This window comes from Halopseudomonas sp. (assembly GCF_036960865.1).
Taxonomy (GTDB): Bacteria; Pseudomonadota; Gammaproteobacteria; order Pseudomonadales; family Pseudomonadaceae; genus Halopseudomonas.
The window spans coordinates 175,001-199,292 of record NZ_JBALWE010000003.1; the positions used below are offsets into that span (position 1 = coordinate 175,001).

Consider the following 24,292-nt stretch of genomic DNA (forward strand, 5'->3'; position numbering starts at 1 on the left):
TCGGCGCTCGGGTCACTTAATCGGTCACTGTTTTCCTATCGAGTCCCCATGGCCGCCTGCCGTTCCACAGGCCGGGGACTTTTTCCGCGCATTCCTAGCTCTGGCAGCGCCCTATGCTTTATTATCCGGTATCTTGCTGGTTAGACACAGCATGCAGATTGCTATCTCCTCGCACAAGGCGTCGCGAGCACGCACCGACTGGAAGCCCGGATAATTACATAATGGCCTACCGAACTCCTCCGTTTCGTTCTTCGTTCCCCATGTTGCTGGCCAGCTCTTTGCTGCTGGCACAGCCGATCAGCGCGTTCGCTGCCAACCAGGTGCAGTGTCGCGCCAGCGGCTCCAGCTGGAGCTGCGAACCCGTGCAGGCCCGTGGCGAGTTACCGCCCAGGCCGCCACAACCCAGGCCGCTACCGGCTCCTGTCAACAGCGCTCCGGCCAACGTCGCAGCGCCCGCAGCGACAGTCGGCGCAGCCACAGCCGCTGCCCAGGCGATACCGCGCAACGATTTCAGTAAACTCGACTGGGTGCCGCGCGAACAGTTGAGCGCCGAGCAGCAGGCGGCTATCGCGCCCTACTGCGGCGGCACTTACGTAGAACCCGAGCGCAGCGGCCGCGACGATGAAACCCCGTTTGACGAGTTGCCGGTATACGCCTCCGCCGACTCCAGCCGCTTTGAGCAAGGCAGCCAAACCGGCGTACTCGAAGGCGACGTACTGCTGCGGCAGGGCCGGTTGCAGGCCCGCGCCGACCAGGCCAGCTTCGACCAGGCCAACAGCAGCGCACGCTTGGAAGGCAACGTGCAACTGCGTGACCAAGGCGTTCTGGTATTGGGCGACGCGGCAAGCATGCGTATCGACAACGGCGAAACGCGCATCGACAACGTCGAGTATGTCGTGCACGGCGCCCACGCCCGCGGTACCGCAGACAAGTTGATGCGCCGCGATGACGCCGTCATCGTCATGACCGACGGTAGCTATACCACCTGCGAGCCCGGCGAGAACACCTGGTCTCTGCACAGCAAAGACATCGAGCTGGACCGTGAAAAAGGCTGGGGTGAGGCCAAGCACGTGACCCTTAAGGTCAAGGACGTGCCGGTCTTCTACTCGCCCTACCTGTACTTTCCGCTGGATGACCGCCGCCAGACCGGTCTGCTGGCTCCCTCGTTCAGCCATTCGAGCGACAATGGCACCGAGATCGAGACGCCCTACTACATCAATATCGCGCCTGATTACGACGCCACACTGTATCCACGCTACCTGTCCGAGCGCGGCATGCAACTTGAAGGCGAATTCCGCTACCTCAAGCCTGACAACGAAGGCAGCCTCGCGGCCGCCTACCTGAACGACACCAAGTACGACGAGAATCGCTGGCTCTATGGCTGGAAACACAAGGGAGGCCTGAGCAGCCGCTGGAGCACTGAGGTTGATTACACCGATATCAGTGACCCTTTCTACTTCCAAGACTTGAACTCCGCCCTTGATGTGCGCAGCGATACCTATGTGGATCAACGCGCCGCAGTGACCTATCGCGGTGATGGCTGGCGCTTCCAGGCTGCCGTGCACGACTACGAACTTGCCACCATTACGTCCCTGACGCCGTACGAACGCTTGCCGCAACTGCGCCTCGACGGTGCTGACTGGCTGGGCGATAGCGGCCTGCGCCTTGGTTACAAGGCTGAGTACACCTATTTCGACCGCGACCTGAGCCGCGGCTTCATTACTGGCCAAGACGGCATCCAGTTTGACGATCTGGGCACCCCGATCCTGACACCGGACGAAAATCTGGTCGGCCTGCAGCGCGCCACCGGGCACCGCGTCAGCGTTAGCCCAAGCCTGAGTTACCCATGGCGCAACAACTGGGCATTTGTTACCCCAAGCGTACGCACTCAGACGACCTACTACGATCTGGACTTCGATGCCCGCGCCGACGGTTTTGACTACGGCGACGCCAATACCACACCGTCCAGCACCATCCCGGTGGCCAGCCTCGATAGCGGCCTGTACTTCGACCGCCAGACCAGTTGGTTCGGCAACAGCCTGCGTCAGACTCTGGAGCCACGGGCGTTCTATCTGTATGCGCCCTACGAAAACCAGGATGACCAGCCGCTGTTCGACACCAACGAGAACACCTTCAGCTACAACTCGCTGTTCCGGGACGACCGGTTCAGCGGCAATGACCGTGTGGGCGATGCCAACCAGCTATCATTGGGCGTGACCAGTCGCGCACTGGAGAACGATGGCACCGAGCGCGCTCGCGGCAGCTTCGGTCAGGTGTTCTACTTCCGCGACCGTGAGGTACAGCTGCTCGAAGCTGACGGCAGCGCACCCGAAGCCGACACATCCTCATCGTCGGCCTATGCCGCCGAGGTCATGTATCAGGTCAGTGATGCCTGGCGTCTGAACGCCGACGTGCTCTGGGATCCGGATGACAGCGGTAGCGACGCTGGCAGCGTTATGGCCAACTACCAGCCCGAGCCGCGCAAGATACTCAACATGGGCTACCGCTATCGCAACAACATCAATACCTTCAATGCCCTGACCGGCACCTTTGACCGCGATGCTGATCAGCGCATCGACCAGTCAGACCTGTCATTCATGTGGCCGCTCAACCCGCAGTGGAGCCTGATCGGTCGCTGGCAGCACGACTTCGCCGAGGATCGAACCCTCGAAGCTTTCGGTGGTCTTGAGTACGACAGCTGCTGCTGGAAGTTGCGCGTCGTCAACCGCTATTGGGTTGACTACAACGAGTTTGAATCGGTCGCCCAGGACGAGACCAATCGCGGGATTTTCCTGCAGATTGTGCTCAAGGGCCTTGGCAGCGTGACCGGCAATGACGTCGAAAGCCTCCTCGACGATGGAATCCCAGGTTATAGAGAGCGTGAAGATAATGCATTGTAAGTTTATACCGGCCATTTTCAGCCTGTGCGCAGCCATGCTGCTGGGTTCCGTCGCACAGGCCGCCGTTGTGCCTCTGGACCGGGTAGCGGCCATCGTCGACAACGACGTGGTCATGGTCAGCCAGGTGAACGAGCGCATGCAGGCCGTGCGTCAACAGTTGCGCCAGAACGGCACCGAGCTGCCGCCGGAAGACCAGCTGCAATCCCAGGTACTTGATCGCCTGGTGCTGGAGAGCATCCAGCTGCAGATGGGTGAGCGGGCGGGCATTCGCATCGACGACGCCGCACTGAACCAGGCCATGCAACAAATCGCCGCTCGCAACAACGTGACCCTGGAGCAGTTTCGCGCCGCACTGGAACGCGACGGCATCAGCTACAACCAGGCACGCGAGCAGATTCGCCGCGAAATGATCATCAACCGGGTGCGTCAGCGCCGCGTGCGCGACACCATTCAGGTTACTGATCAGGAAGTGCGCAACTTCCTCAACTCCGAGGTAGGCAAGTATCAGACCTCCGCGGATTTCCGCCTGGCCATGATAGTGCTGCCGCTGGCTGAAAATGCGCCTCAAGCTGAGGTCGAAAAGGTCGCCAAAGCCGCCGGTGATATTTATCAGCAGCTGCAAAAGGGCGCTGACTTCAACGCCCTCGCCGCCAGCCGTTCCGCCGGCGATACCGCACTGGAAGGTGGCGAACTGGGCTGGCGCAAGGCCGCTCAGCTGCCCGGCCCCTTTGCCAATGCAGTGGCTCAACTGGAGATCGGCGGCGTGACCCAGCCCATGCGGTCACCGGCTGGCTTTCACATCCTCAAGCTGCTTGAAAAGCGCGGCGGCGAAGGCCAATTGGTAACCGAATACCAGGTGCGCCACATCCTCATCAAGCCCAGCGAAATTCGCTCCGAGGGCGAGGCAGCACAACTCAGCCAGCGCCTGTATGACCGCATTACCAAGGGCGAATCCTTTGCCGAATTGGCCAAGGCCTACTCGGAAGATCCGGGCAGCGCACTCAATGGTGGCAGCCTCAACTGGGTAACCGCAGACAGCCTCGCACCCGAGTTTGGCGAGGTAATGACCAGCATTCCGGAAAATCAGGTCTCTGTGCCGTTCCAGAGCCAATATGGCTGGCACATTCTGCAGGTAACCGGCGAGCGTGAGGTCGACATGACCGACGAAATGCGCGAACAGCAGGCCATCAACCTGATCCAGAGCCGCAAGTACGAAGACGAGCTGCAAAGCTGGCTGCTTAAGATTCGCGACGAAGCTTACGTCGAGACCAAGATCTAGTGAGCGTATCCTGCCTTGCGATAACCGCCGGTGAGCCGGCGGGTATCGGTCCTGATCTGTGCATCCAGATTGCTCAACAACCCAGCGCCGCGCAACGTGTGGTGATTGCCGACCCCGAGCTGATGCGCAGCCGGGCGCAGCAACTGGGCCTGCCATTGGAATTGCTGCCCTACGACCCTGACGCCCTTGCTGCGCCCCAGGCCGCGGGGCAGTTGAGCATCTTGCCCGTGCCGCTCGCCGCGCCTTGCGAAGCTGGCCGCCTGGATGCGCGCAACGCCCTCTATGTGCTGGAAACTCTGCGTTTGGCCGGCGAAGGCTGCCTGAACGGCCGTTTCGCCGCCGTAGTTACTGCGCCTGTCCACAAAGGCATCATCAACGAGGCCGGCGTTCCGTTCTCGGGTCATACCGAGTTTTTTGCCGAGCAGACCGCCACCGAGCAGGTGGTCATGATGCTTGCCTGCCCTGGGCTGCGAGTTGCTCTGGCCACTACGCACCTGCCGCTGCGTGCCGTCGCCGACAGCATCACCGGCCCTCTGCTGGAACGGGTAATCCGCATCCTGCAGGCAGACCTGATCAACAAGTTCGGCATCGCCCGGCCGCGCATCCTGGTTTGCGGCTTGAACCCGCATGCCGGCGAGGATGGGCACCTTGGCCGTGAAGAGCTGGATATCGTCATTCCCGCACTGAACGCGCTGCGCGCCGAGGGTATTGAGCTGATCGGCCCCCTGCCGGCAGACACACTGTTCACCGCCAAGCACCTCGATAAAGCTGATGCGGTACTCGCCATGTACCACGATCAGGGCTTGCCCGTGCTCAAGCACAAGGGTTTCGGCCAGGCCGTGAATATCACCCTGGGCATGCCGATCATTCGTACCTCGGTAGATCATGGCACCGCGCTCGACCTGGCGGGTACCGGCCTGGCCGATGCCGGCAGCCTGAGGGTGGCAATAGATACCGCAGAGCAGATGATAGCGGCTCGGAGTAACGCATGAACCAGTTTCCGCAACACAAGGCACGCAAGCGCTTCGGCCAGAACTTTCTGCACGACGCCGGAGTAATCGACCGCATCATTCGCGCCGTTGCACCGCGTGAAGGCGATCATATGGTTGAGATTGGACCGGGCCAGGGTGCGATTACCTCGGGCCTGTTGGCCAGCGGCGCACAGCTCGACGTGGTCGAACTCGACCACGACCTGCATCCGATTCTGATGGGTCAGTTCGGTTTCAATGAACGCTTCCGCCTGCACAAGGGCGATGCTCTCAAGTTCGACTTTAGCCAACTGGCCGAAGACGGCCGCAAGTTGCGCGTCGTCGGCAACCTGCCCTACAACATCTCCACGCCGCTGATGTTTCACTTGCTGGCGCAATCGCATTGCATTGCCGACATGCACTTCATGCTGCAGAAAGAGGTGGTTCAGCGCCTGGCTGCCACCGCCGGCATGAACCACTACGGCCGCCTGGGCATCATGGTGCAGTATCACTGCGCCGTGGAGCATCTATTTGACGTTGGTTCCGGCGCTTTCAAACCGGCACCTAAGGTTGACTCGGCCATTGTCCGCCTGACCCCGCACAGCACCCTGCCGCACCCGGCCGATGATGTAAAAATCCTCGAAAATATCGTGCGCGAAGCGTTCAATCAGCGGCGCAAAACCCTGCGCAATACGCTCAAGCCGCTACTCACCGCCGAGCAGATCGAAGCTGAAGGCCTGGATCCGAGTATTCGCCCCGAACAGGTGGACCTGGCCGGCTTCGTACGGCTGGCCAATCATCTCGCGCGACAGGAGCCGGCCGCCCCATGAGTAGCGCAGAAACCTATGCCATTGAGGTCAGCGTGCAGACCCGCTACCTGCGCGAGCAGTCCGATCCGGGCGCCCAGCGCTTCGCTTTCGCCTATACCATTACCATCGCCAACCAGGGCAGCCTACCCGCACAGTTGCTGAGCCGGCACTGGCTGATCACCGATGGCAACAACAAGGTTCAGGAGGTTCAGGGGCCGGGGGTAGTAGGCGAGCAACCGGTAATAGCCCCTGGCACCAGCCATACCTATACCAGTGGCTGCCTGCTGGAAACCCCGGTTGGCACCATGCAAGGCAGCTACGCGATGCGTGCCAGTAACGGTCACGCCTTCAGCGCCGATATCGCGCGTTTTCGCCTGGCCAAACCCAACGCCCTGAACTGAATAGATACCGGTATGACGACCTACGCTGTTGGCGACATTCAAGGCTGTCTCAAGCCACTCAAATGCCTGCTAGCGGAGGTCGACTTCAATCCCTCGCGGGATGTGCTCTGGTCAGTCGGTGACATGGTCAACCGCGGGCCGGATTCACTCGACACCCTGCGTTATCTGAATAGCCTCGACAACGCCTGCATCGCCGTACTCGGCAACCACGATCTGCACCTGCTCGCCTCTGCCCATGACAGCCGGCGACTGCGCAAGTCTGACACGATCAAAAGCCTGCTCAAGGCCAATGACCGTAAACAGTTGCTGCAAAGCCTGCGCCAGCGTCCGCTGGCGCACCATGATGAGAAACTCGGCTATGTCATGAGCCATGCTGGCATACCGCCGATCTGGAGCGTCAAGCAGACGCTCGCACTGGCCGGCGAAGTCGAGGCGGTACTGCGCTCGGACAAACGTCTGCCGGGCTTTCTTGACGAGATGTATGGCAACGAACCGGCCCGCTGGAAAGATAGCCTCAAGGGCATGGCGCGATTGCGGGCCATTACCAACTATCTGACGCGCATGCGCTTTTGCAAGCCCGATGGTACTCTCGACCTCAAGTCCAAGGAGGGCCTGGAAACCACACCCAAGGGCTATGCTCCCTGGTTTCGCTACCCCCGCCAGGATGCCAAGATTCAAGTAGTGTTCGGGCATTGGGCGGCACTTGAGGGCCGCACCGGCACCCAGGGGGTACACGCGCTGGACACCGGATGCGTCTGGGGTGGCCGCATGACATTGATGAACCTCGACAGCCAGGAACTGCATTACTGCGACTGTTCCCATTAAGCCATCCGCGGAGCCCACAGGCATGAGCGACTTTCAACGCATTGATCCCATTCAGGCCAGCGAACTACTACAGGACGGCGCCCAACTGGCCGATATCCGTGACCCGCAGAGCTACCAGCAGGGCCATATTCCCGGCGCCGTGCGACTGGATAACGACAACCTGGCGCAGTTTGTTGCCGCCGCAGACAAGCAGACACCGCTGCTGGTGTGCTGCTATCACGGCAACTCCAGCCAACCCGCAGCGGCTTACCTCGCCAGCCTTGGCTTTAACGCCGTATACAGTCTGGATGGCGGCTTCGAGCTGTGGCGCCAGCAGTTTCCCGATCAGATCAGCCACGACTAAATCCGCAACAAAAAAAACTCCGTTTTATCTTTCCCTGCCCGGCGGTATGCATCTATCCTGAAATCAGGAGTTTCACAAAGAGCAAGTCGGTCTGCCGGCTTCCGATAACGACGGGAGCCTGCCGGATCCGTCGTCCGGCCAGCCAAACTGGTCGCCCGGTGCCTCCGACAGACTCCCCGACCATGCCCGTCTTTGCGTTTTGGGGGAATCACGCATCAGGATATGCCGTCGCCCGGTAAAGCGCGTCAGGCGGGCTGTTGCCCGGAAGTCCCAGACCTCATCCCTGGTAACAGCGAGGTCGCGTCATGAGCATATTCAGTCATTTCCAGAACCGCTTCGAAGCCACCCGACAAGAAGAATACAGCCTTCAGGAATACCTGGAGCTCTGCAAGACAGACCCCACTGCCTACGCCTCTGCCGCCGAACGCCTGTTGATGGCCATCGGCAAGCCCGAGCTGATCGACACCTCACTTGACCCGCGCTACTCGCGCATCTTTTCCAACAAGATCATCAAGCGTTACCCGGCCTTTGCCGATTTCCACGGTATGGAAGACGCCATTGAGCACATCGTCTCCTTCTTCCGCCACGCCGCGCAGGGCCTGGAAGAACGCAAGCAGATTCTCTATCTGCTCGGCCCGGTGGGCGGCGGCAAGTCCTCGCTGGCGGAGAAACTCAAGTCGCTGATGCAGCAAGTGCCCTTCTACGCGATCAAGGGCTCGCCGGTATTCGAGTCTCCACTGGGGCTGTTCAACGCCGAGGAAGACGGCGACATTCTGGAGGAAGACTTCGGGATTCCCCGGCGCTATATCAACAGCATCATTTCCCCCTGGGCGGTCAAACGGCTGCACGAGTTCAATGGCGACATTTCCCAGTTTCGGGTGGTCAAGCTCTATCCCTCGATACTGCAGCAAGTGGCCGTGGCCAAGACCGAACCGGGCGATGAGAACAACCAGGACATCTCATCACTGGTCGGCAAGGTGGATATTCGCAAGCTGGAAGAATTCCCGCAAAACGACCCCGACGCCTACAGCTACTCGGGCGGACTGTGCCGTGCCAACCAGGGTCTGCTTGAGTTCGTCGAGATGTTCAAGGCGCCAATCAAGGTCCTGCACCCGCTGCTGACCGCTACCCAGGAGGGCAACTACAACAGCACTGAGGGCATGGGCGCCATCCCCTTCAACGGCGTGATTCTGGCTCACTCCAACGAGTCTGAATGGCACAGTTTCCGCAACAACAAGAACAACGAAGCCTTCATCGACCGCATCTACATCGTCAAGGTGCCCTACTGCCTGCGTGTCAGCGACGAGATTCAGATCTATCAAAAGCTGCTCAGCAACAGCTCGCTGGCTGCAGCGCACTGCGCGCCGGACACCCTGAAGATGCTGGCCCAGTTCACCACACTGTCGCGCCTCAAGGAGCCGGAAAACTCCAACCTCTACTCCAAGATGCGCATCTACGATGGCGAGAACCTCAAAGATACCGACCCCAAGGCCAAGTCGATTCAGGAGTACCGCGACTCGGCCGGCGTGGACGAGGGTATGAACGGCCTGTCTACCCGCTTCGCCTTCAAGATTCTCTCCAAAGTGTTCAACTTTGATACCACCGAGGTCGCCGCCAACCCCGTACACCTGCTGTATGTGTTGGAGCAACAGATCGAGCAGGAACAGTTCCCCAGCGAGGTAAGCGATCGTTATCTGCGGTTTCTCAAGGAGTATCTGGCCCCGCGCTACGTGGAGTTCATCGGCAAGGAAATCCAGACCGCCTATCTGGAGTCCTACAGCGAGTATGGGCAGAACATCTTCGATCGCTACGTGCTCTACGCCGACTTCTGGATTCAGGACCAGGAATACCGCGACCCGGAAACCGGCGAAATTCTCAACCGGGCCTCGCTCAACGAGGAGCTGGAAAAAATCGAGAAGCCGGCCGGCATCAGCAATCCCAAGGATTTCCGCAACGAGATCGTCAACTTCGTGCTGCGCGCCCGCGCGCAGAACAACGGCAAGAACCCGAGCTGGCTGTCCTACGAGAAGCTGCGCGTGGTGATCGAGAAGAAGATGTTCTCCAACACCGAAGACCTTTTACCGGTCATCAGCTTCAACGCCAAGGCATCCAACGAAGACCAGAAGAAACATAACGATTTCGTCACCCGCATGGTCGAGCGCGGCTACACCGAGAAGCAGGTGCGCCTGCTCTCGGAGTGGTGCCTGCGCGTACGCAAGGCGCAGTAACGGCCACGCCATCACGCTACCGGCCCGCAATAAGCGAGGCCGGCAGCAGGGTAAAAGCGGCATGACCAGCCCACACTTGCGGCTGGTCCCGGAGGGGCCCGAATGAGCTATGTGATTGACCGACGTTTGAATGGCAAGAACAAGAGCACCGTAAACCGGCAGCGGTTTCTGCGGCGCTACAAATCACACATCAAAAAGGCCGTTGAAGAAGCCGTGGGCCGGCGCTCGATCACCGACATCGAGCATGGCGAAAATATCAGCATTCCCGGCCGCGACATCGACGAGCCCATTTTTCATCACGGCCAAGGTGGCCGCCAGACGCAGGTGCATCCCGGCAACCGGGAGTTCTCCACTGGCGACCGCTTTGCCCGCCCGCAGGGTGGAGGTGGTGGTGCTGGCGGCAGTCAGGCCGGCGATAGTGGCGAGGGCATGGACGAGTTCGTGTTCCAGATTACCCAGGACGAGTTCCTCGACTTCATGTTCGAAGATCTCGCCCTGCCCAACCTAATCAAACGCCAACTCACCGGCACGGATACCTTCAAGCCCGTGCGCGCCGGGGTCAGCCAGCAGGGTAACCCCTCACGTATCAACATAGTCCGCTCGATGCGCGCCGCCCACGCGCGGCGCATCGCCCTGAGCGGCAGCAGTCGCAAGCGGCTGCGCGCTGCGCGTGAAGAACTGGAAGTGCTGCGCCGCGATCAGCCCGATGACCTGATCGCCATCCAGCGTCTGCAGGAAGAAATCTCGGTACTACGCGCCAAGGTGGAGCGCATCCCTTTTCTCGACACCTTTGATCTGCGCTACAACCTGATCGTCAAACAGCCCAACCCCTCCTCCAAGGCGGTGATGTTCTGCCTGATGGACGTTTCTGGCTCCATGACCCAGGCCACCAAGGATCTGGCCAAACGCTTTTACATCCTGCTTTACCTGTTCCTGCGCCGGAACTACGAGCGCATCGAGGTGGTATTTATCCGCCATCACACCAGCGCCAAGGAGGTCGAGGAGGAGGAGTTCTTCTACTCGCGCGAAACCGGCGGCACCATAGTCTCCAGTGCACTGCGTCTGATGCAGCAGATCATCGAAGACCGCTACCCGGTCAACGAGTGGAATCTGTACTGCGCCCAAGCCTCCGACGGCGACAACTGGAACGACGATTCGCCGATCTGTCGCGACCTGCTGGTCAACAAGATCATGCCGGCCATGCAGTACTACTGCTACGTAGAGATCACCCCGCGCGAGCACCAGACCCTGTGGCAGGAGTATGAAGCGGTCGCAGAGCGGTTTGCCGAGAGCTTCGCCCAGCAACAGATCGTCGATGCCGGCGACATCTACCCGGTATTTCGCCAGCTGTTCCAGAAGAGGATGGCCACATGACCCGGAAGCCTATTTCTACCGGTTCGGAATGGACCTTCGAGCTGATTCGCGAGTATGACCAGGAGATCGGCCGTATCGCCCACGAGGTGTATGGGCTGGATACCTATCCCAACCAGATCGAGGTCATTACCGCTGAGCAAATGATGGATGCCTACGCCTCGGTCGGTATGCCTCTGGGCTACCACCACTGGTCTTACGGCAAGCACTTTCTGGCCACAGAGAAAGGCTACAGGCGCGGGCAGATGGGGCTGGCCTACGAGATCGTGATCAATTCTGACCCGTGCATCGCCTACCTGATGGAGGAAAACACCATGACCATGCAGGCGCTGGTAATCGCGCATGCCTGCTATGGTCATAACTCCTTCTTCAAGGGCAATTACCTGTTCCGCAGCTGGACCGACGCCGGCGCCATCATCGATTACCTGGTGTTCGCCAAGCAGTACATCAACGAATGCGAAGAGCGCTATGGCATCGACGCGGTGGAAGACCTGCTCGACTCCTGTCACGCGCTGATGAATTACGGCGTAGACCGCTACAAGCGCCCCTACCCGATCTCTGCCGCCGAAGAGCGCCAGCGGCAGCAGGAGCGCGAAGAGCATCTACAGCGCCAGGTGAACGAGCTGTGGAAGACCATCCCGGTCAACCACGACCATCACGACACCGACGAACCAAGCCACCGCTACCCAAGTGAGCCGCAGGAGAATCTGCTCTACTTTATCGAGAAGAACGCGCCCCTGCTGGAGCCCTGGCAGCGTGAAGTGGTGCGCATCGTGCGTAAGATTGCGCAATACTTCTATCCGCAGCGCCAGACTCAAGTGATGAACGAGGGCTGGGCCACCTTCTGGCACTACACCCTGCTCAATCATCTGTACGACGAAGGCCGGGTAACCGATGGCTTCATCATGGAGTTTCTGCAGTCGCACACCAGCGTGGTCTATCAGCCGCCGTTCGACAGCAACTGGTACAGCGGCATCAACCCCTACGCACTGGGCTTTGCCATGATGCAGGACATCCGCCGCATCTGTGAGCACCCAACCGAGGAAGATCGCCGCTGGTTCCCCGACATTGCCGGCAGCGACTGGCTGGAAACCATCAAGTTCGCCATGCGCACCTTCAAGGACGAAAGCTTTATCCTGCAATATCTGTCGCCGAAGGTGATCCGCGACTTCAAACTCTTTGCCATCGTCGATGACGAAACCGACGACCATCTAGAGGTCTCCGCCATTCACGACGACAGTGGCTACCGCGCGGTACGCGAGCTGCTGGCCGCACAATACAACCTGGGCAACCGCGAGCCGAATATCCAGGTCTGGTCGGTTGATCGCCGCGGCGACCGCTCCATCACCCTCAGGCACCAGCGCCACCAGGGTAAACCGCTGGGCAATTCGACCGATGAAATGCTCAAGCACCTGCACCGGTTGTGGGGTTTCGATGTACATCTGGAAAGCCGCGACGGCGAACGCCTGATCAGCGAAGCGCACATACCACCCCGGCCGCAACCAGAAGAGGAACGTTTACCACGCTTTGACCTCAACATACCGCCTATCTAGCCGCTGACAGACGGCCTGCTAACGGCTGAAGGCGCTGGTCTTTTGCTTGAAGCTTGCGGCTAACAGCGGCAAGCTTGCAGCACACAAAATCACAGCCGGATAGCCGAGGTTTCATGCCCCCAACATACTCCACCTACCTGGTCGGCGGCGCAGTACGCGATCAGTTGCTCGGCCGAAAGGTAATAGAGCGCGACTGGGTGGTGGTAGGCGCTACCCCGGAGATCCTGCTGCAGGAAGGCTTTCAACCTGTGGGGCAGGACTTCCCCGTCTTCATCAAGAATGGCGAGGAGTATGCTCTTGCTCGCACCGAACGCAAGAGCGGTCAGGGCTATGGCGGTTTCACTTTTCATGCCAGCCCGGAGGTGACGCTGGAAGAGGACCTGATTCGCCGCGACCTGACGATCAACGCCATGGCGCTCGACTCAGACGGCAGTGTGATTGACCCCTACGGCGGCCAGCAGGATCTGCAGCAACGACTGTTGCGCCATGTATCGCCGGCCTTTGCCGAAGACCCTCTGCGTGTGCTGCGCGTTGCCCGCTTTGCCGCCCGTTACGCCGAGCTGGGGTTTCAGGTGGCGCCGGAAACGCTCGCGCTGATGCGTCAACTCTCCAGCTCCGGCGAGTTGCAAGCCCTGACGCCCGAGCGCAGCTGGAAGGAAATCAGCCGTGCCTTGATGGAGCCCAACCCCGAGGTATTCATTCAGGTCTTGCGTGACTGCGGGGCGCTGGCTGAACTGCTGCCAGAAGTAGACGCCCTGTTCGGCGTGCCGCAGCCGCCAGCGCACCATCCGGAAATCGACACCGGTGTGCACGTGCTGCAGGTGCTGCAGATAGCGGCACGTGAGCAGTTACCGCTGCCCGCACGCTGGGCCTGTCTGCTGCATGATTTGGGTAAGGGACTAACGCCTGAGCAGGACTGGCCGAAACACCACGGCCATGAACAAAAAGGGATCAAAGCGGTGAAGGCGGTCAATCAACGCTGCAAGGCCCCCAGGGACTGTCAGGACTTGGCGCTGCTGTGCTGTGAGTATCACACCCACTGCCACCGCGCATTGGAGCTGCGACCGCAGACCCTGATCAAGCTGTTCAAGGCGCTGGATATTTATCGTCGTGCCGAACGCTTCGAGCTCTTCCTCTCAGTCTGCCAGGCGGATGCACAAGGCCGTACCGGGCGCGAGCACAGTGATTACCCACAGGCAAATTACCTGCGCGGTGCCGCCCAAGCCGCACGGGAAGTAGCCATTCAGCCGCTCCTGGAACGCGGGCTCACCGGAGCAGAATTGGGCAAGGCGCTGGAACAACAGCGCCAGCAGGCGCTGGCTGATTACAAGGCGGCGCGCAACTGAGCGGCCAGCAGCAATGCTTGCGGGGTCAGAGCGCGATCATGCCAGACAAAAGCTACCGGCCAGAGTTGCTGCGTACCCTGCCAGGCAGCCCAGTGCTGCGCGTAGGTCAGCTCGGTCCCGGGCAGAATCACCTGCGGCGCCAGCAGGGCGAGCGGCCAGAGCACAAAGGCATTGCGTAGCACCTCCGGCCGCGGCAACTGCAATCCGGCGTGCACGCCGGTCAGCTCACCGTAGGTGAGTATGTCGATATCCAGCGTAATGCGTCCTGGCGCTTTCGCCTCCCGTCGCCCGCACGCCGCCTCAATGGCTTTTAAGGCGGCGTTGAGATCTGCCAGCGAGAGCCGGGTATCCAGCACGGCCACTAGATTGTAAAAGCGCTTGCCGAGCATGCCGACCGCATCACTCTCGAATACCGGAGAGACCTGCAAATCAGTGCCCAGCTCGCTCAGGGCATCCAGACCACGCTGCAGGTGATAGTCCCGCGCTGCGTTGCTGCCAAGGCCCAGATAGACGCGATTCACGACGGCAACACCCCGCGCTCGATAACCACACCAACGCCGCCGGTTGCCTGCTTGACCGCCGCCGGCTTGGTTACCCGCAGGCGCATCCAGGGAATATGAAATTCCTTGCGCAACTTCGCAACCAATTGCTCGGCCAGGGTTTCGACCAGCAAAAAGCTGCTAGCCTCGACAAAGTTGATGATGTACTCACTGATGGCGGCATAGTTCAGGGTCGCTGCAAGATCCTCGTCCGCAGCCGCAGGGCGTATATCCCAGGCCATGTCGAGATCAAAAATCAACGGCTGACGGATGGTGCGTTCCCAGTCGTAAACACCGATCACCGCATCCGTGGTTAACCCTTTGATAAAAACCTGATCCACTCCAAGCTCCAGTGTCGACTACAATCGTCATTTTCGTTTAGGTCAGCGCCATGTCCGCCAACCTGCTGCTCTGGTCCTGCATCGCCTATCTGCTGGGATCGGTATCCTTTGCCGTGCTGATCAGTCGCTTGCGGCACCTGCCCGACCCTCGCCAGCTGGGCTCGCGCAACCCTGGCGCCAGCAACATGTTACGCCTGGGCCACCGCTCCATGGCCCTTGCGACCCTGATGGGCGACATGGGCAAAGGCGCCCTGGCTGTCGCCCTGGCATGGCGCGCCGGTTTACCACTGGCAGAGCAAGGCTGGGTCGGTCTAGCTGCCGTCTGCGGCCATGTGCTGCCTATCTTTCATCGTCTGCAGGGCGGCAAGGGTGTCGCCGCCGCCGCCGGTGTCATGCTGGTACTGGTCTGGCCTGCTGCCCTGCTGGCTGCCGCCGTCTGGCTGACCGCCTTTTACTGGCAGCGCATGGCCTCACTGGCATCGCTGCTGGCGAGCCTGTCATTGCTGCCGTGGTTGGCCTGGCAAGCACCCACGTTGTTATTACCGGTGAGTCTGATGGTGGGCCTGATACTGCTGCGTCATCGCGTCAATATCGGCCGCCTGCTCAATGGTCAGGAAACCCGCTTCAAGCCTTGAGCGACAGCGGCGGCAACTGATCCATCGGCCAGCGCGCACGCGCCTCGATACCCGCCAAATCCTGCTGGCCAGCTGCGAGCCGTTGACAGCCAGCGTAGGCAATCATGGCGCCATTGTCCGTACAGAACGCGGGCCGCGCGTAAAACACCTCGCCTTTCAGACCAGCGGTCATCTTCTCCAGATTCAATCGTAAACGCTGATTGGCGCTCACACCGCCAGCAATCACCAAGCGCTTGAGGCCGGTCTGTTTGAGCGCCCGCCGGCACTTGATTGTCAGCGTCTCGACCACCGCCGTTTCAAAGCCCAGCGCCAGATCGGCCTGTACCTGCTCGCTGACCTCACCCGCGCCGCTGCACTTCTGCCAGGCATTGAGCACCGAGGTTTTCAACCCACTGAAACTGAAATCCAAGCCAGGCCGATCCGTCATAGGCCGTGGAAACACGAAGGCGCCAGGCGTGCCGCGCTCCGCCAGCCGGGCAATCTCCGGACCACCAGGATATGGCAGCCCCATGAGTTTGGCCGTCTTGTCGAAGGCCTCACCCGCCGCGTCATCCAGCGACTCGCCCAGCAGTTGATACTCGCCAATGCCATCGACGCGAACCAGTTGGGTATGACCACCGGAAACCAGCAAGGCAACAAAGGGGAATTCCGGCGGCGCTTCTTCCAGCATCGGTGCAAGCAGATGTCCTTCCATATGATGCACGCCCAGCGCCGGCACGCCCCAGGCGAAGGCCAGCGCCCGCGCACAGGCGCCACCAACCAGCAGCGCACCCACCAGCCCAGGCCCTGCGGTGTAGGCCACGCCATCCACCGCGCCCGGCTGCAGACCAGCGCGCTCAAACACTTCACGCATCAGTGGCACCAGGCGCTTGACGTGGTCGCGCGAGGCCAGTTCCGGCACCACGCCACCGTAGACTCGATGCAGATCAATCTGGCTGAACAGCGCGTCCGCCAACAATCCCCGCTCGCTGTCGTACAACGCGACGCCGGTTTCATCACAGGAGGTCTCAATACCCAGAACGCGCATGCTTTACCTTGAGTCGTCGGTGCCTAAAGAAAGTCGCATTACTGCAACAAGTCGCGCATCATAATCAGCCGCGCGCCCACAGGCCAGTTTTTTACCTTTATGGGTTTCATAGGCTTTGCTTTTTGCCGAGGGAGGCGGTAACATCCGCGTCCCTTGAAATGCAATCGCCGCAGGCAATATCGCCTCCGGCTACGACTACAACGTTTGAGAAAGGTACGAAATGCCTAACGTCAAAGTTAAAGAGAACGAACCCTTCGACGTGGCCCTGCGTCGTTTCAAACGCTCCTGCGAAAAAGCAGGCGTTCTGGCTGAAGTGCGCCGTCGTGAGTTTTATGAAAAGCCCACCACCGAGCGCAAGCGCAAGGCTGCTGCCGCTGTTAAGCGTCACGCCAAGAAAATCCAACGCGAACAGCGTCGTCGCGAACGTCTGTACTGAGTTCCGACCCTCAGCTCTGTAGGGCCTGATCACAGGCCCAACCAGCATCGCCTTTTCTGGCGTCCTGTGGGGCTGAAGAACATAAGAAGCACGCACTTTTCCGGCCTTCCACTTACGGAACGGGCTGGATTTTTGCGTCTCCGCTTCTTTCGGATACTATAGCGCGCTCAACCGACTTGCGTTCGGCCACATGGCCAGCGCAACGGCTTCCTTTCGCTGGTGCAAGGCAGAGACATGGCCGGTCTGATTCCTCAGGGCTTCATAGACGACCTACTGGGACGAACCGATATCGTCGAGGTCGTTGGTGCGCGCCTGAAATTGAAGAAGACGGGCAAGAATTATTCTGCTCTCTGCCCCTTTCACAATGAAAAGTCGCCCTCCTTCAGCGTCAGCCCGGACAAACAGTTTTACTACTGCTTCGGTTGCGGTGCCGGCGGCAATGCGCTCAGCTTCGTCATGGACTTCGAACGCCTCGACTTTCCCGAAGCAGTCGAGGATCTGGCCAAGCAGGCCGGCGTTGCCGTCCCCCGCGAGGAGCGTAGCGACCGACGCCAGAGCAGCGCCCCGCGCAAGGATAGCCCACTCTACGCCCTGCTTGAGCAGGCCGCTGCCTATTATCGTCAGCAACTGCGCCAGCACCCGAAGAAGCAGCGCGCCGTCAGCTACCTGAAACAACGCGGCCTGACGGGCCACATTGCCAAGACCTACGATCTAGGCCTGGCGCCGCCAGGCTGGGACAACCTCATGGCGCATCTGGCCCGCGACAGCACCGAGGTAAAGGCACTGATCGACGCCGGCCTGGTGGTGGAAAACGAAGACAGTGGCAAACGCTACGACCGCTTTCGCGACCGCATCATGTTCCCCATTCGCGACAGCCGCGGCCGAGTCATCGGCTTTGGTGGACGCGTGCTCGGCGACGACAAGCCAAAATACCTGAACTCGCCGGAAACACCGGTTTTCCACAAAGGCCAGGAGCTGTACGGCCTCTACGAAGCCAAACAGCAGAACCGGCAACTTCAGGACATCCTGGTAGTCGAAGGCTATATGGACGTCATCGCACTGGCCCAGCATGGGGTTACCAATGCAGTAGCCACGCTGGGCACCGCCACCAGCGAAGACCACCTAAAACGACTGTTTCGCCTGGTGCACAGCGTGACTTTTTGCTTCGACGGCGACAAAGCCGGCAGGCAAGCCGCCTGGCGCGCCCTGAACTCGGCACTGCCAGCTCTGGAAGACGGGCGCCATGTGCGCTTTCTGTTCCTGCCGGACGGGCAAGACCCTGACAGCATGGTGCGCGAAGAGGGCCAGCAAGCCTTCGAGCAGCGCATTAACGCGCAAGCTCAACCGCTTACCGAGTATCTGTTTCGGCACTTGAGCGAAGAAGCCAGACCTGACAGTTTGGAGGGCAAAGCACACTTGGCAGCACTGGCGCTGCCGCTGATTGAGCGAGTACCCGGCAGCCTGTTGCGCCGCCTGCTCCGCCAATCATTGGCGCAGATCACCGGTATGGACCTCAACCAGGTCGCCAGTGATGCAACCGCAGCCCCGGCGACACCACAACAAGTGCCGGCAGCACAACCTGCGTCAGGGCAACCACCCTCGGAGCTTGGCGCACCCTGGGACGACGACTGGCAGCCGCCGATGGACGACTACCAGCCAGTCTACGAGTTTGCCGAACCGGTCGATACCGCAGGCACTCCCCGCCAGAGTCGCAATGGCAATGCCCGCCACAGCCGCAATGCCGCACGAAAGGGGGTCGACAGTCCCTTGCTGCAGGCAGCACGAACCCTGCTACACCATCCGCACTTGGCGGGACTGGCTCTGCAGGCCAATGAATTGGCCGACGAGGACGAAGACGAGGCGCGACTATTGGTCGCACTACTGGATGCAGCCCAAAAAAATCCCGGGCTGAACACCATAGAAATGCTGGCCAGATGGCATGGAACAGCACTTGGTGAGCAACTCAGCGCCCTCGCAGAACAGGAATGGCTACTGAATAATCCCAGCGCCAACCTTGAACAACAGTTTTTCGACACTATAAATAGGTTATCCGCCGAACAAACCGAACGGCGCATCGACAAACTCCTCGCAAAATCGGCCAATCAGCCGCTCAGCGCCGAGGAAAAGCAACAACTGCGTGACCTGTACCAGCGCCAACGAGCGCCAAAAGCCGACAGGTAGCGCGGCCTCAACTGGCACGGAGCCCTGAAATAAGGGTATAATCCGCAGCTTACTTTTTTGCACACCAATGCATCCACAAGGGTTGTTATGTCCGGAAAAGCGCAACAGCAATCCCGTCTCAAAGAGCTCATTGCCCGCGGTCGCGAGCAAGGCTTTCTGACCTATGCGGAAGTCAACGACCACCTGCCCGAGGATATATCCGATCCGGAGCAGGTGGAAGACATCATCCGCATGATCAACGACATGGGTATCACCGTGTTCGAAGCTGCACCGGATGCTGACGCTCTGCTGCTGGCCGATAATGACGCTGATGAAGCCGCCGCAGAAGAGGCCGCCGCGGCCTTGGCTGCGGTGGAGACCGACATCGGTCGCACCACTGACCCGGTGCGCATGTACATGCGCGAAATGGGTACGGTCGAGCTGCTGACCCGCGAAGGTGAAATCGAAATTGCCAAACGCATCGAAGAAGGCATCCGCGAAGTCATGGCGGCCATCTCGATGTTCCCTGGTACCGTCGATGACATCCTCGCCGATTACGCACGGGTTACCGAAGAAGGTGGACGGCTGTCCGACATCTTCAGTGGGTATATCGATCCTGACGACGACGGCCTGTCCGGCACGGATAACGCCGAAATCCCCACCGCTGCCGCCAAGGGCGAGAAAAAGTCCGATGACGACAACGAGGATGACGACGACAGCGATGACGACGACAGCTCTGATGACGAAGGCGATGGCGGCCCTGATCCGGAAGTCGCACGCATGCGTTTCACCGCGATCGGCGACCAGCTGGAGAAGGTCAAGAAGGTCCTGAAGAAGAACCCGCGCAGCAGCAGCAAGGTCATTGCCGAGCTGGATGCACTGGCGCTGCTGTTCATGCCGATCAAGCTGGTACCCAAGCAATACGAAGCGCTGGTGGTCCGAGTGCGTAGCGCGCAGGATCAGATCCGCAAGCAGGAACGCGCCATCATGCAGCTGTGCGTGCGTGACGCCCGCATGCCTCGTGCAGACTTCCTGCGCGGCTTCCCCGGCAATGAAGTCAACGAAGGCTGGGTAGACAGTCTGCTGGCTGAAAAACCGCGTTATGCCGAAGCACTTGAAGCGGCCAAGCCCGATATCATTCGGGCGCAGAAGAAGTTGTCGGGCCTGGAGCAGGAAGCCCAACTGACAATCTCCGAGGTCAAGGATATCAACCGTCGCATGTCGATCGGTGAAGCCCGTGCCCGCCGCGCCAAAAAGGAAATGGTCGAAGCCAACCTGCGTCTGGTTATCTCCATTGCCAAGAAGTACACCAACCGCGGTCTGCAATTCCTTGATCTGATTCAGGAAGGCAACATCGGCCTGATGAAGGCGGTGGATAAATTCGAATACCGCCGCGGTTACAAGTTCTCGACCTACGCCACCTGGTGGATTCGTCAGGCCATCACGCGCTCGATTGCCGACCAGGCCCGCACCATCCGTATTCCGGTGCACATGATCGAAACGATCAACAAGCTGAATCGGATTTCGCGCCAGATGCTGCAGGAGATGGGTCGCGAACCCACGCCTGAAGAACTGGGCGAGCGCATGGAAATGCCAGAAGACAAGATTCGCAAGGTGCTGAAAATCGCCAAGGAGCCCATTTCGATGGAAACTCCGATTGGCGACGACGAAGACTCTCATCTGGGTGACTTCATCGAAGACGGCACTATGGAATCGCCGATCGACTCCGCCACTGTGGAGAACCTGAAAGAGGCGACCCGCGAAGTGTTGTCCGGCCTGACTGCACGCGAAGCCAAAGTGCTGCGCATGCGTTTTGGTATCGATATGAACACCGATCACACCTTGGAAGAAGTCGGCAAGCAGTTCGACGTCACCCGTGAGCGGATTCGTCAGATCGAAGCCAAGGCACTGCGCAAACTGCGTCACCCCACGCGCAGCGATCATCTGCGCAGCTTCCTCGACGAATAGTCCGCGCAGCGTCCCGCAAGACCAATGCCCAGCCACGCTGGGCATTTTTATGTCCGAAGCGCTACACTAGCAAAATAATATCGCGTAGCCATGGATGAAGGTTTTAGCTGAATGAATGCAGCCGTGAGAGCAGGTTTGCTCAGTGCCCTGACGTTGCTCGGCAGCGGTTGCGGCAGTGTTAGCAACACACGGATCGGTGACCTGCAATTTACCCAGGTAGGGGTACTCTTACTCTCCTGCGGGTTACTGCTGGCCGCTCATGGACTCAATCAACTGCGGCGGCGTGCCAATTCCGAACGTCAGCAGGCGCTTATCCTGTTGAACCAGCAGGAACACCGTTACCGAACTCTGGTTGAAAATCTGCATGTCGTGACGTGGGAAATGTCGCTCCCCTCCATGCGGTTTATCTACGTCTCTCCCCACGCGCGCGACCTGCTTGGCTTCAATGCCCCTGACTGGCTGGCACCCGACTTTCTGGAAAGCCGCCTGCACCCGGACGATCGCGAGCGTGTCACCGAGTTGCTGCATCAGCAGGCCAGCAGCCGTGGCAGTCAGAGCTTCGACTTTCGCCTGTTGAACCAAAACGGACGCGCCTGCTGGGTGCGCGCCATCATCAACAGTGTAAGCAATGAAGAGTATGAAGCCGTTGCGCTGAACGGTCTGCTGGTCGATATTCAGGAGCAGAAAACCAACGAGCAAGCACTGCGCACATCAGAACAAAAATTCTCCTCCGTTTTTCATAATTGTCCCGACAGCATTGTGCTAGCCAACGCTCAAAATGGCGTGCTGCTGTCGGTCAATCGCACCTTTGAAGAGCAGTTGGGCTTCAGCGCCGCAGAAGCCATCGGCAAAACCTCAACTCAACTCGGCACCTGGGCGCGGGAGGACGCAGGCCCTGGCTTGCTGGAGCAACTCAACCGCGAAACACAGAGCAACGTCGAGGTGCGCTTCAAGCGGCGCGATGGCAGCGAGTTTACCGGACTGATCTCATCACGCAGCGTGGCGCTGAACCAACAGCAGATACTCGTGGTGGTTATCCGCGATATTTCCGCGCTCAAGGTAACCCAGCAACAACTTGAACTATCAGAGCAGAAGTTTTCCAGCGCCTTTCATGCGTCACCAGACGGGCTGCTGATTACCCGCGGCAGCGACGGCAAGTTGCTGGACGTAAATGAGGGATTCACCCGTATCACCGGTTACAGCCGCCACGCCGCCCTTGGTAAGACAACACTCGATCTGGGCTTGTGGAGCGATCCCGCTGACCGCGAGCGCATGATGCACCTGCTGCGCGCCCAGGGCACGGTGCGCGACATGCTGTCCGCTATAACCGATATTGACGGCCATAGCCGGCAAGTGGAAATCAGTACCGAGGCAATCGTCGTCAACGGCGAGGACTGCATGCTCAGCATCGCCCGCGACGTCACCGAGCGCCTGAAGATGGAAAGCTCATTGCGTCAGGCCGCTACGGTCTTTGAGAACACCAACGAAGGCGTCATCATTACCGACAGCGAGGGCATGATACTGGCGATCAACAAGGCCTTCGCGCGGATCACCGGTCACCCCGAAAATCAGCTATCCGGCCAACCCTTAAGCATTCTCGGCAACTATACCGAAGACAAGCACCTGATCCGCGAGGTGGCTCGCAGCCTGCGCGATCAGGGCCAATGGCAGGGCGAAGCCTGGAACCGGCGTAAGAACGGGGAGCTGTACGCCGCCTGGATCAACATCAGCCAGGTATTGAATGTGGATGGCAGCCTCAACCATCTGGTTGCCGTTTTCAGCGACATCACGCCACTCAAACACACGCAGGCCCGTCTGGATCATCAGGCACACCATGACCCGCTGACCGACCTGCCCAACCGCACCCTGTTCGAGGCACGACTGCGTGAAGCGCTTAACGCGCAGCAACAGGGTAAATACCAGGGTATTGGTGCCCTGCTGTTTATCGACCTGGATCGCTTCAAGCAAATCAACGACAGCCTTGGCCACCCGGTTGGTGACATGTTATTGAAATCGGCCAGCCAGCGGTTGTGTGGCGTCCTGCGCGACATCGATACCGTTGCCCGCCACGGCGGAGATGAGTTCATCGTGCTACTGCCCAACCTGCACAGCGATGAGGATGCAGCCAGTGTGGCGGACAAACTGCTGGCGGTGTTCCGCAAGCCCTTCCTCGCTGCCGGTCATGAGTTTTTTGTCAGCGCCAGCATCGGTATCAGTTTGTTTCCCACCGATGCCAGCGACGTCAACAGCCTGATCAAACACGCCGATGCCGCCATGTACCGGGCCAAAAACCAGGGTCGCAACCGCTACGCCTTCTATACCCGAGAGCTCACCGCCAACGCCCATCAGCGCATGGAAATGGAGAACGACATGCGTCGCGGTCTGGAACGCGGCGAATTCGCCCTTTACTACCAACCCAAGTTCGACCTGCACGCGCAGCAACTCAATGGCATGGAAGCCCTGGTACGCTGGCAGCACCCTCAGCGCGGAATGGTCGAGCCGGATCAGTTCATCCCACTGGCCGAAGAAACCGGCCTGATCGTTGAACTGGGCAAACACATTCTCGATCAGGCCTGCCAGCAACTGGCCGAATGGCGAGCACGGCAACTGGACCCACCACGCATGGCGATCAATGTGTCGGGGATGCAGCTGATTGGCAACAAGTTGGTTAGTGATATTCGCCGCGCACTCGAGACATACGACATTCCCGCCTCGCTGCTCGAGCTGGAGATCACTGAAGACTTTGTGATGAACCAGAACCGTGAGGCCATCCATCTGCTGGACATCTTCAGCAAGATGGGTATTCATCTGTCGATCGATGACTTTGGCACCGGTTACTCATCGCTGGCTTATCTGAAGGAAATGCCGCTTGATACGCTGAAGATCGATCGCAGCTTTGTATCGGGATTGCCCGACAACCACCATGACGCAGCCATCAGCCAGACCATCATAGTACTGGCCCACAATCTGGGTATGACCGTGGTGGCCGAAGGTGTGGAAAACGCCGCACAGCAGGCGCTGCTGTCTGAGCAGGGCTGCGATACCATCCAGGGCTATCACATCAGCCCGCCGCTGCCCGCCGAGGTGTTTTCCAAACGCTTCCTGCAAAGAGCGCCTAGTCAGCGACCGTCACAGCCCGTATAATTCCGCCCTGCTATAAAAA

At 59.7% G+C, this 24,292-nt stretch carries 19 protein-coding genes; 16 read left to right on the top strand and 3 right to left on the bottom strand.

Annotated features, from left to right (window positions below; translation table 11 throughout):
* Positions 1-221: 221 nt before the first annotated feature.
* The 11 genes from V7747_RS05425 to V7747_RS05475 all read left to right on the top strand — a co-directional run bounded on the left by V7747_RS05425 (position 222) and on the right by V7747_RS05475 (position 14,023).
* Entirely contained in the window at positions 222-2,900 is a 2,679-nt protein-coding gene (locus V7747_RS05425; RefSeq protein WP_335615042.1) for an LPS-assembly protein LptD, read from the top strand.
* On the top strand, positions 2,890-4,179 hold the full coding sequence (locus V7747_RS05430; protein WP_335615043.1) for a peptidylprolyl isomerase: 1,290 nt from the start codon (positions 2,890-2,892) through the stop codon (positions 4,177-4,179). Before V7747_RS05425 ends, V7747_RS05430 begins: the two co-directional genes overlap by 11 nt.
* Positions 4,179-5,171, top strand: a complete 993-nt coding sequence (gene pdxA / locus V7747_RS05435) for a 4-hydroxythreonine-4-phosphate dehydrogenase PdxA (protein WP_335615044.1) — start codon at positions 4,179-4,181, stop codon at positions 5,169-5,171. Before V7747_RS05430 ends, pdxA begins: the two co-directional genes overlap by 1 nt.
* Entirely contained in the window at positions 5,168-5,977 is an 810-nt protein-coding gene (gene rsmA, locus V7747_RS05440; protein ID WP_335615045.1) for a 16S rRNA (adenine(1518)-N(6)/adenine(1519)-N(6))-dimethyltransferase RsmA, read from the top strand. Before pdxA ends, rsmA begins: the two co-directional genes overlap by 4 nt.
* Positions 5,974-6,357, top strand: coding sequence for a Co2+/Mg2+ efflux protein ApaG (apaG, locus tag V7747_RS05445; RefSeq protein ID WP_335615046.1), 384 nt, complete (start codon positions 5,974-5,976; stop codon positions 6,355-6,357). The genes rsmA and apaG overlap by 4 nt, the downstream gene beginning before the upstream one ends.
* Positions 6,358-6,369: 12 nt before the next feature.
* Positions 6,370-7,182 carry a symmetrical bis(5'-nucleosyl)-tetraphosphatase gene (locus tag V7747_RS05450; protein ID WP_335615047.1) on the top strand — a complete coding sequence of 271 codons (813 nt, stop codon included), beginning with the start codon at positions 6,370-6,372 and terminating at the stop codon, positions 7,180-7,182.
* A 22-nt stretch (positions 7,183-7,204) separates the two neighbouring features.
* On the top strand, positions 7,205-7,525 hold the full coding sequence (glpE, locus tag V7747_RS05455; RefSeq protein ID WP_335615048.1) for a thiosulfate sulfurtransferase GlpE: 321 nt from the start codon (positions 7,205-7,207) through the stop codon (positions 7,523-7,525).
* A 305-nt stretch (positions 7,526-7,830) separates the two neighbouring features.
* Positions 7,831-9,753, top strand: coding sequence for a PrkA family serine protein kinase (locus V7747_RS05460; RefSeq protein WP_335615049.1), 1,923 nt, complete (start codon positions 7,831-7,833; stop codon positions 9,751-9,753).
* A 102-nt stretch (positions 9,754-9,855) separates the two neighbouring features.
* A complete protein-coding gene (locus tag V7747_RS05465) occupies positions 9,856-11,127 on the top strand; it encodes a YeaH/YhbH family protein (RefSeq protein ID WP_335615050.1) in 1,272 nt (423 codons plus the stop codon).
* The gene (locus tag V7747_RS05470; protein WP_335615051.1) at positions 11,124-12,677 is read left to right on the top strand and encodes a SpoVR family protein; all 1,554 of its coding nucleotides are present in this window, start codon (positions 11,124-11,126) and stop codon (positions 12,675-12,677) included. The genes V7747_RS05465 and V7747_RS05470 overlap by 4 nt, the downstream gene beginning before the upstream one ends.
* Before the next feature lie 113 nt (positions 12,678-12,790).
* Positions 12,791-14,023: a multifunctional CCA addition/repair protein gene (locus V7747_RS05475; RefSeq protein WP_335615052.1), complete on the top strand. Its 1,233-nt coding sequence runs from the start codon at positions 12,791-12,793 to the stop codon at positions 14,021-14,023.
* Here V7747_RS05475 and folK read toward each other — a convergent pair.
* Entirely contained in the window at positions 14,002-14,544 is a 543-nt protein-coding gene (gene folK, locus V7747_RS05480) for a 2-amino-4-hydroxy-6-hydroxymethyldihydropteridine diphosphokinase (protein WP_335615053.1), read from the bottom strand. The two genes, V7747_RS05475 and folK, sit on opposite strands and share 22 nt — an antisense overlap.
* Positions 14,541-14,903: a dihydroneopterin aldolase gene (gene folB, locus V7747_RS05485; RefSeq protein ID WP_335615054.1), complete on the bottom strand. Its 363-nt coding sequence runs from the start codon at positions 14,901-14,903 to the stop codon at positions 14,541-14,543. Before folB ends, folK begins: the two co-directional genes overlap by 4 nt.
* A gap of 50 nt (positions 14,904-14,953) precedes the next feature.
* On the opposite strand from folB, the gene plsY reads away from it, so the two are divergent.
* A complete protein-coding gene (gene plsY / locus V7747_RS05490) occupies positions 14,954-15,538 on the top strand; it encodes a glycerol-3-phosphate 1-O-acyltransferase PlsY (RefSeq protein WP_335615055.1) in 585 nt (194 codons plus the stop codon).
* Here the strand turns inward: plsY and tsaD are convergent.
* Positions 15,528-16,565: a tRNA (adenosine(37)-N6)-threonylcarbamoyltransferase complex transferase subunit TsaD gene (gene tsaD / locus V7747_RS05495; RefSeq protein WP_335615056.1), complete on the bottom strand. Its 1,038-nt coding sequence runs from the start codon at positions 16,563-16,565 to the stop codon at positions 15,528-15,530. The genes plsY and tsaD overlap by 11 nt on opposite strands.
* Before the next feature lie 220 nt (positions 16,566-16,785).
* On the opposite strand from tsaD, the gene rpsU reads away from it, so the two are divergent.
* From rpsU to V7747_RS05515, 4 genes are all read left to right on the top strand, one after another.
* Entirely contained in the window at positions 16,786-17,001 is a 216-nt protein-coding gene (rpsU, locus tag V7747_RS05500; RefSeq protein ID WP_092286121.1) for a 30S ribosomal protein S21, read from the top strand.
* Between the two features lie 234 nt (positions 17,002-17,235).
* Positions 17,236-19,182, top strand: coding sequence for a DNA primase (gene dnaG / locus V7747_RS05505; protein ID WP_335615057.1), 1,947 nt, complete (start codon positions 17,236-17,238; stop codon positions 19,180-19,182).
* Between the two features lie 87 nt (positions 19,183-19,269).
* A complete protein-coding gene (gene rpoD / locus V7747_RS05510) occupies positions 19,270-21,129 on the top strand; it encodes an RNA polymerase sigma factor RpoD (protein ID WP_335615058.1) in 1,860 nt (619 codons plus the stop codon).
* A 111-nt stretch (positions 21,130-21,240) separates the two neighbouring features.
* Positions 21,241-24,273 carry an EAL domain-containing protein gene (locus tag V7747_RS05515; protein ID WP_335615059.1) on the top strand — a complete coding sequence of 1,011 codons (3,033 nt, stop codon included), beginning with the start codon at positions 21,241-21,243 and terminating at the stop codon, positions 24,271-24,273.
* Positions 24,274-24,292: the final 19 nt, after the last annotated feature.

What these genes read in the sequence shown, in the direction of transcription:
- V7747_RS05425 (WP_335615042.1), top strand. Translation starts at nt 222, where the DNA reads ATGGCCTACCGAACTCCTCCGTTTCGTTCTTCGTTCCCCATGTTGCTG.
- rpoD (WP_335615058.1), top strand. Translation starts at nt 19,270, where the DNA reads ATGTCCGGAAAAGCGCAACAGCAATCCCGTCTCAAAGAGCTCATTGCC.
- V7747_RS05450 (WP_335615047.1), top strand. Translation starts at nt 6,370, where the DNA reads ATGACGACCTACGCTGTTGGCGACATTCAAGGCTGTCTCAAGCCACTC.
- V7747_RS05475 (WP_335615052.1), top strand. Translation starts at nt 12,791, where the DNA reads ATGCCCCCAACATACTCCACCTACCTGGTCGGCGGCGCAGTACGCGAT.
- V7747_RS05465 (WP_335615050.1), top strand. Translation starts at nt 9,856, where the DNA reads ATGAGCTATGTGATTGACCGACGTTTGAATGGCAAGAACAAGAGCACC.
- apaG (WP_335615046.1), top strand. Translation starts at nt 5,974, where the DNA reads ATGAGTAGCGCAGAAACCTATGCCATTGAGGTCAGCGTGCAGACCCGC.
- V7747_RS05460 (WP_335615049.1), top strand. Translation starts at nt 7,831, where the DNA reads ATGAGCATATTCAGTCATTTCCAGAACCGCTTCGAAGCCACCCGACAA.
- glpE (WP_335615048.1), top strand. Translation starts at nt 7,205, where the DNA reads ATGAGCGACTTTCAACGCATTGATCCCATTCAGGCCAGCGAACTACTA.
- rsmA (WP_335615045.1), top strand. Translation starts at nt 5,168, where the DNA reads ATGAACCAGTTTCCGCAACACAAGGCACGCAAGCGCTTCGGCCAGAAC.
- rpsU (WP_092286121.1), top strand. Translation starts at nt 16,786, where the DNA reads ATGCCTAACGTCAAAGTTAAAGAGAACGAACCCTTCGACGTGGCCCTG.
- dnaG (WP_335615057.1), top strand. Translation starts at nt 17,236, where the DNA reads ATGGCCGGTCTGATTCCTCAGGGCTTCATAGACGACCTACTGGGACGA.
- V7747_RS05430 (WP_335615043.1), top strand. Translation starts at nt 2,890, where the DNA reads ATGCATTGTAAGTTTATACCGGCCATTTTCAGCCTGTGCGCAGCCATG.
- tsaD (WP_335615056.1), bottom strand. Translation starts at nt 16,565, where the DNA reads ATGCGCGTTCTGGGTATTGAGACCTCCTGTGATGAAACCGGCGTCGCG.
- V7747_RS05515 (WP_335615059.1), top strand. Translation starts at nt 21,241, where the DNA reads ATGAATGCAGCCGTGAGAGCAGGTTTGCTCAGTGCCCTGACGTTGCTC.
- plsY (WP_335615055.1), top strand. Translation starts at nt 14,954, where the DNA reads ATGTCCGCCAACCTGCTGCTCTGGTCCTGCATCGCCTATCTGCTGGGA.
- V7747_RS05470 (WP_335615051.1), top strand. Translation starts at nt 11,124, where the DNA reads ATGACCCGGAAGCCTATTTCTACCGGTTCGGAATGGACCTTCGAGCTG.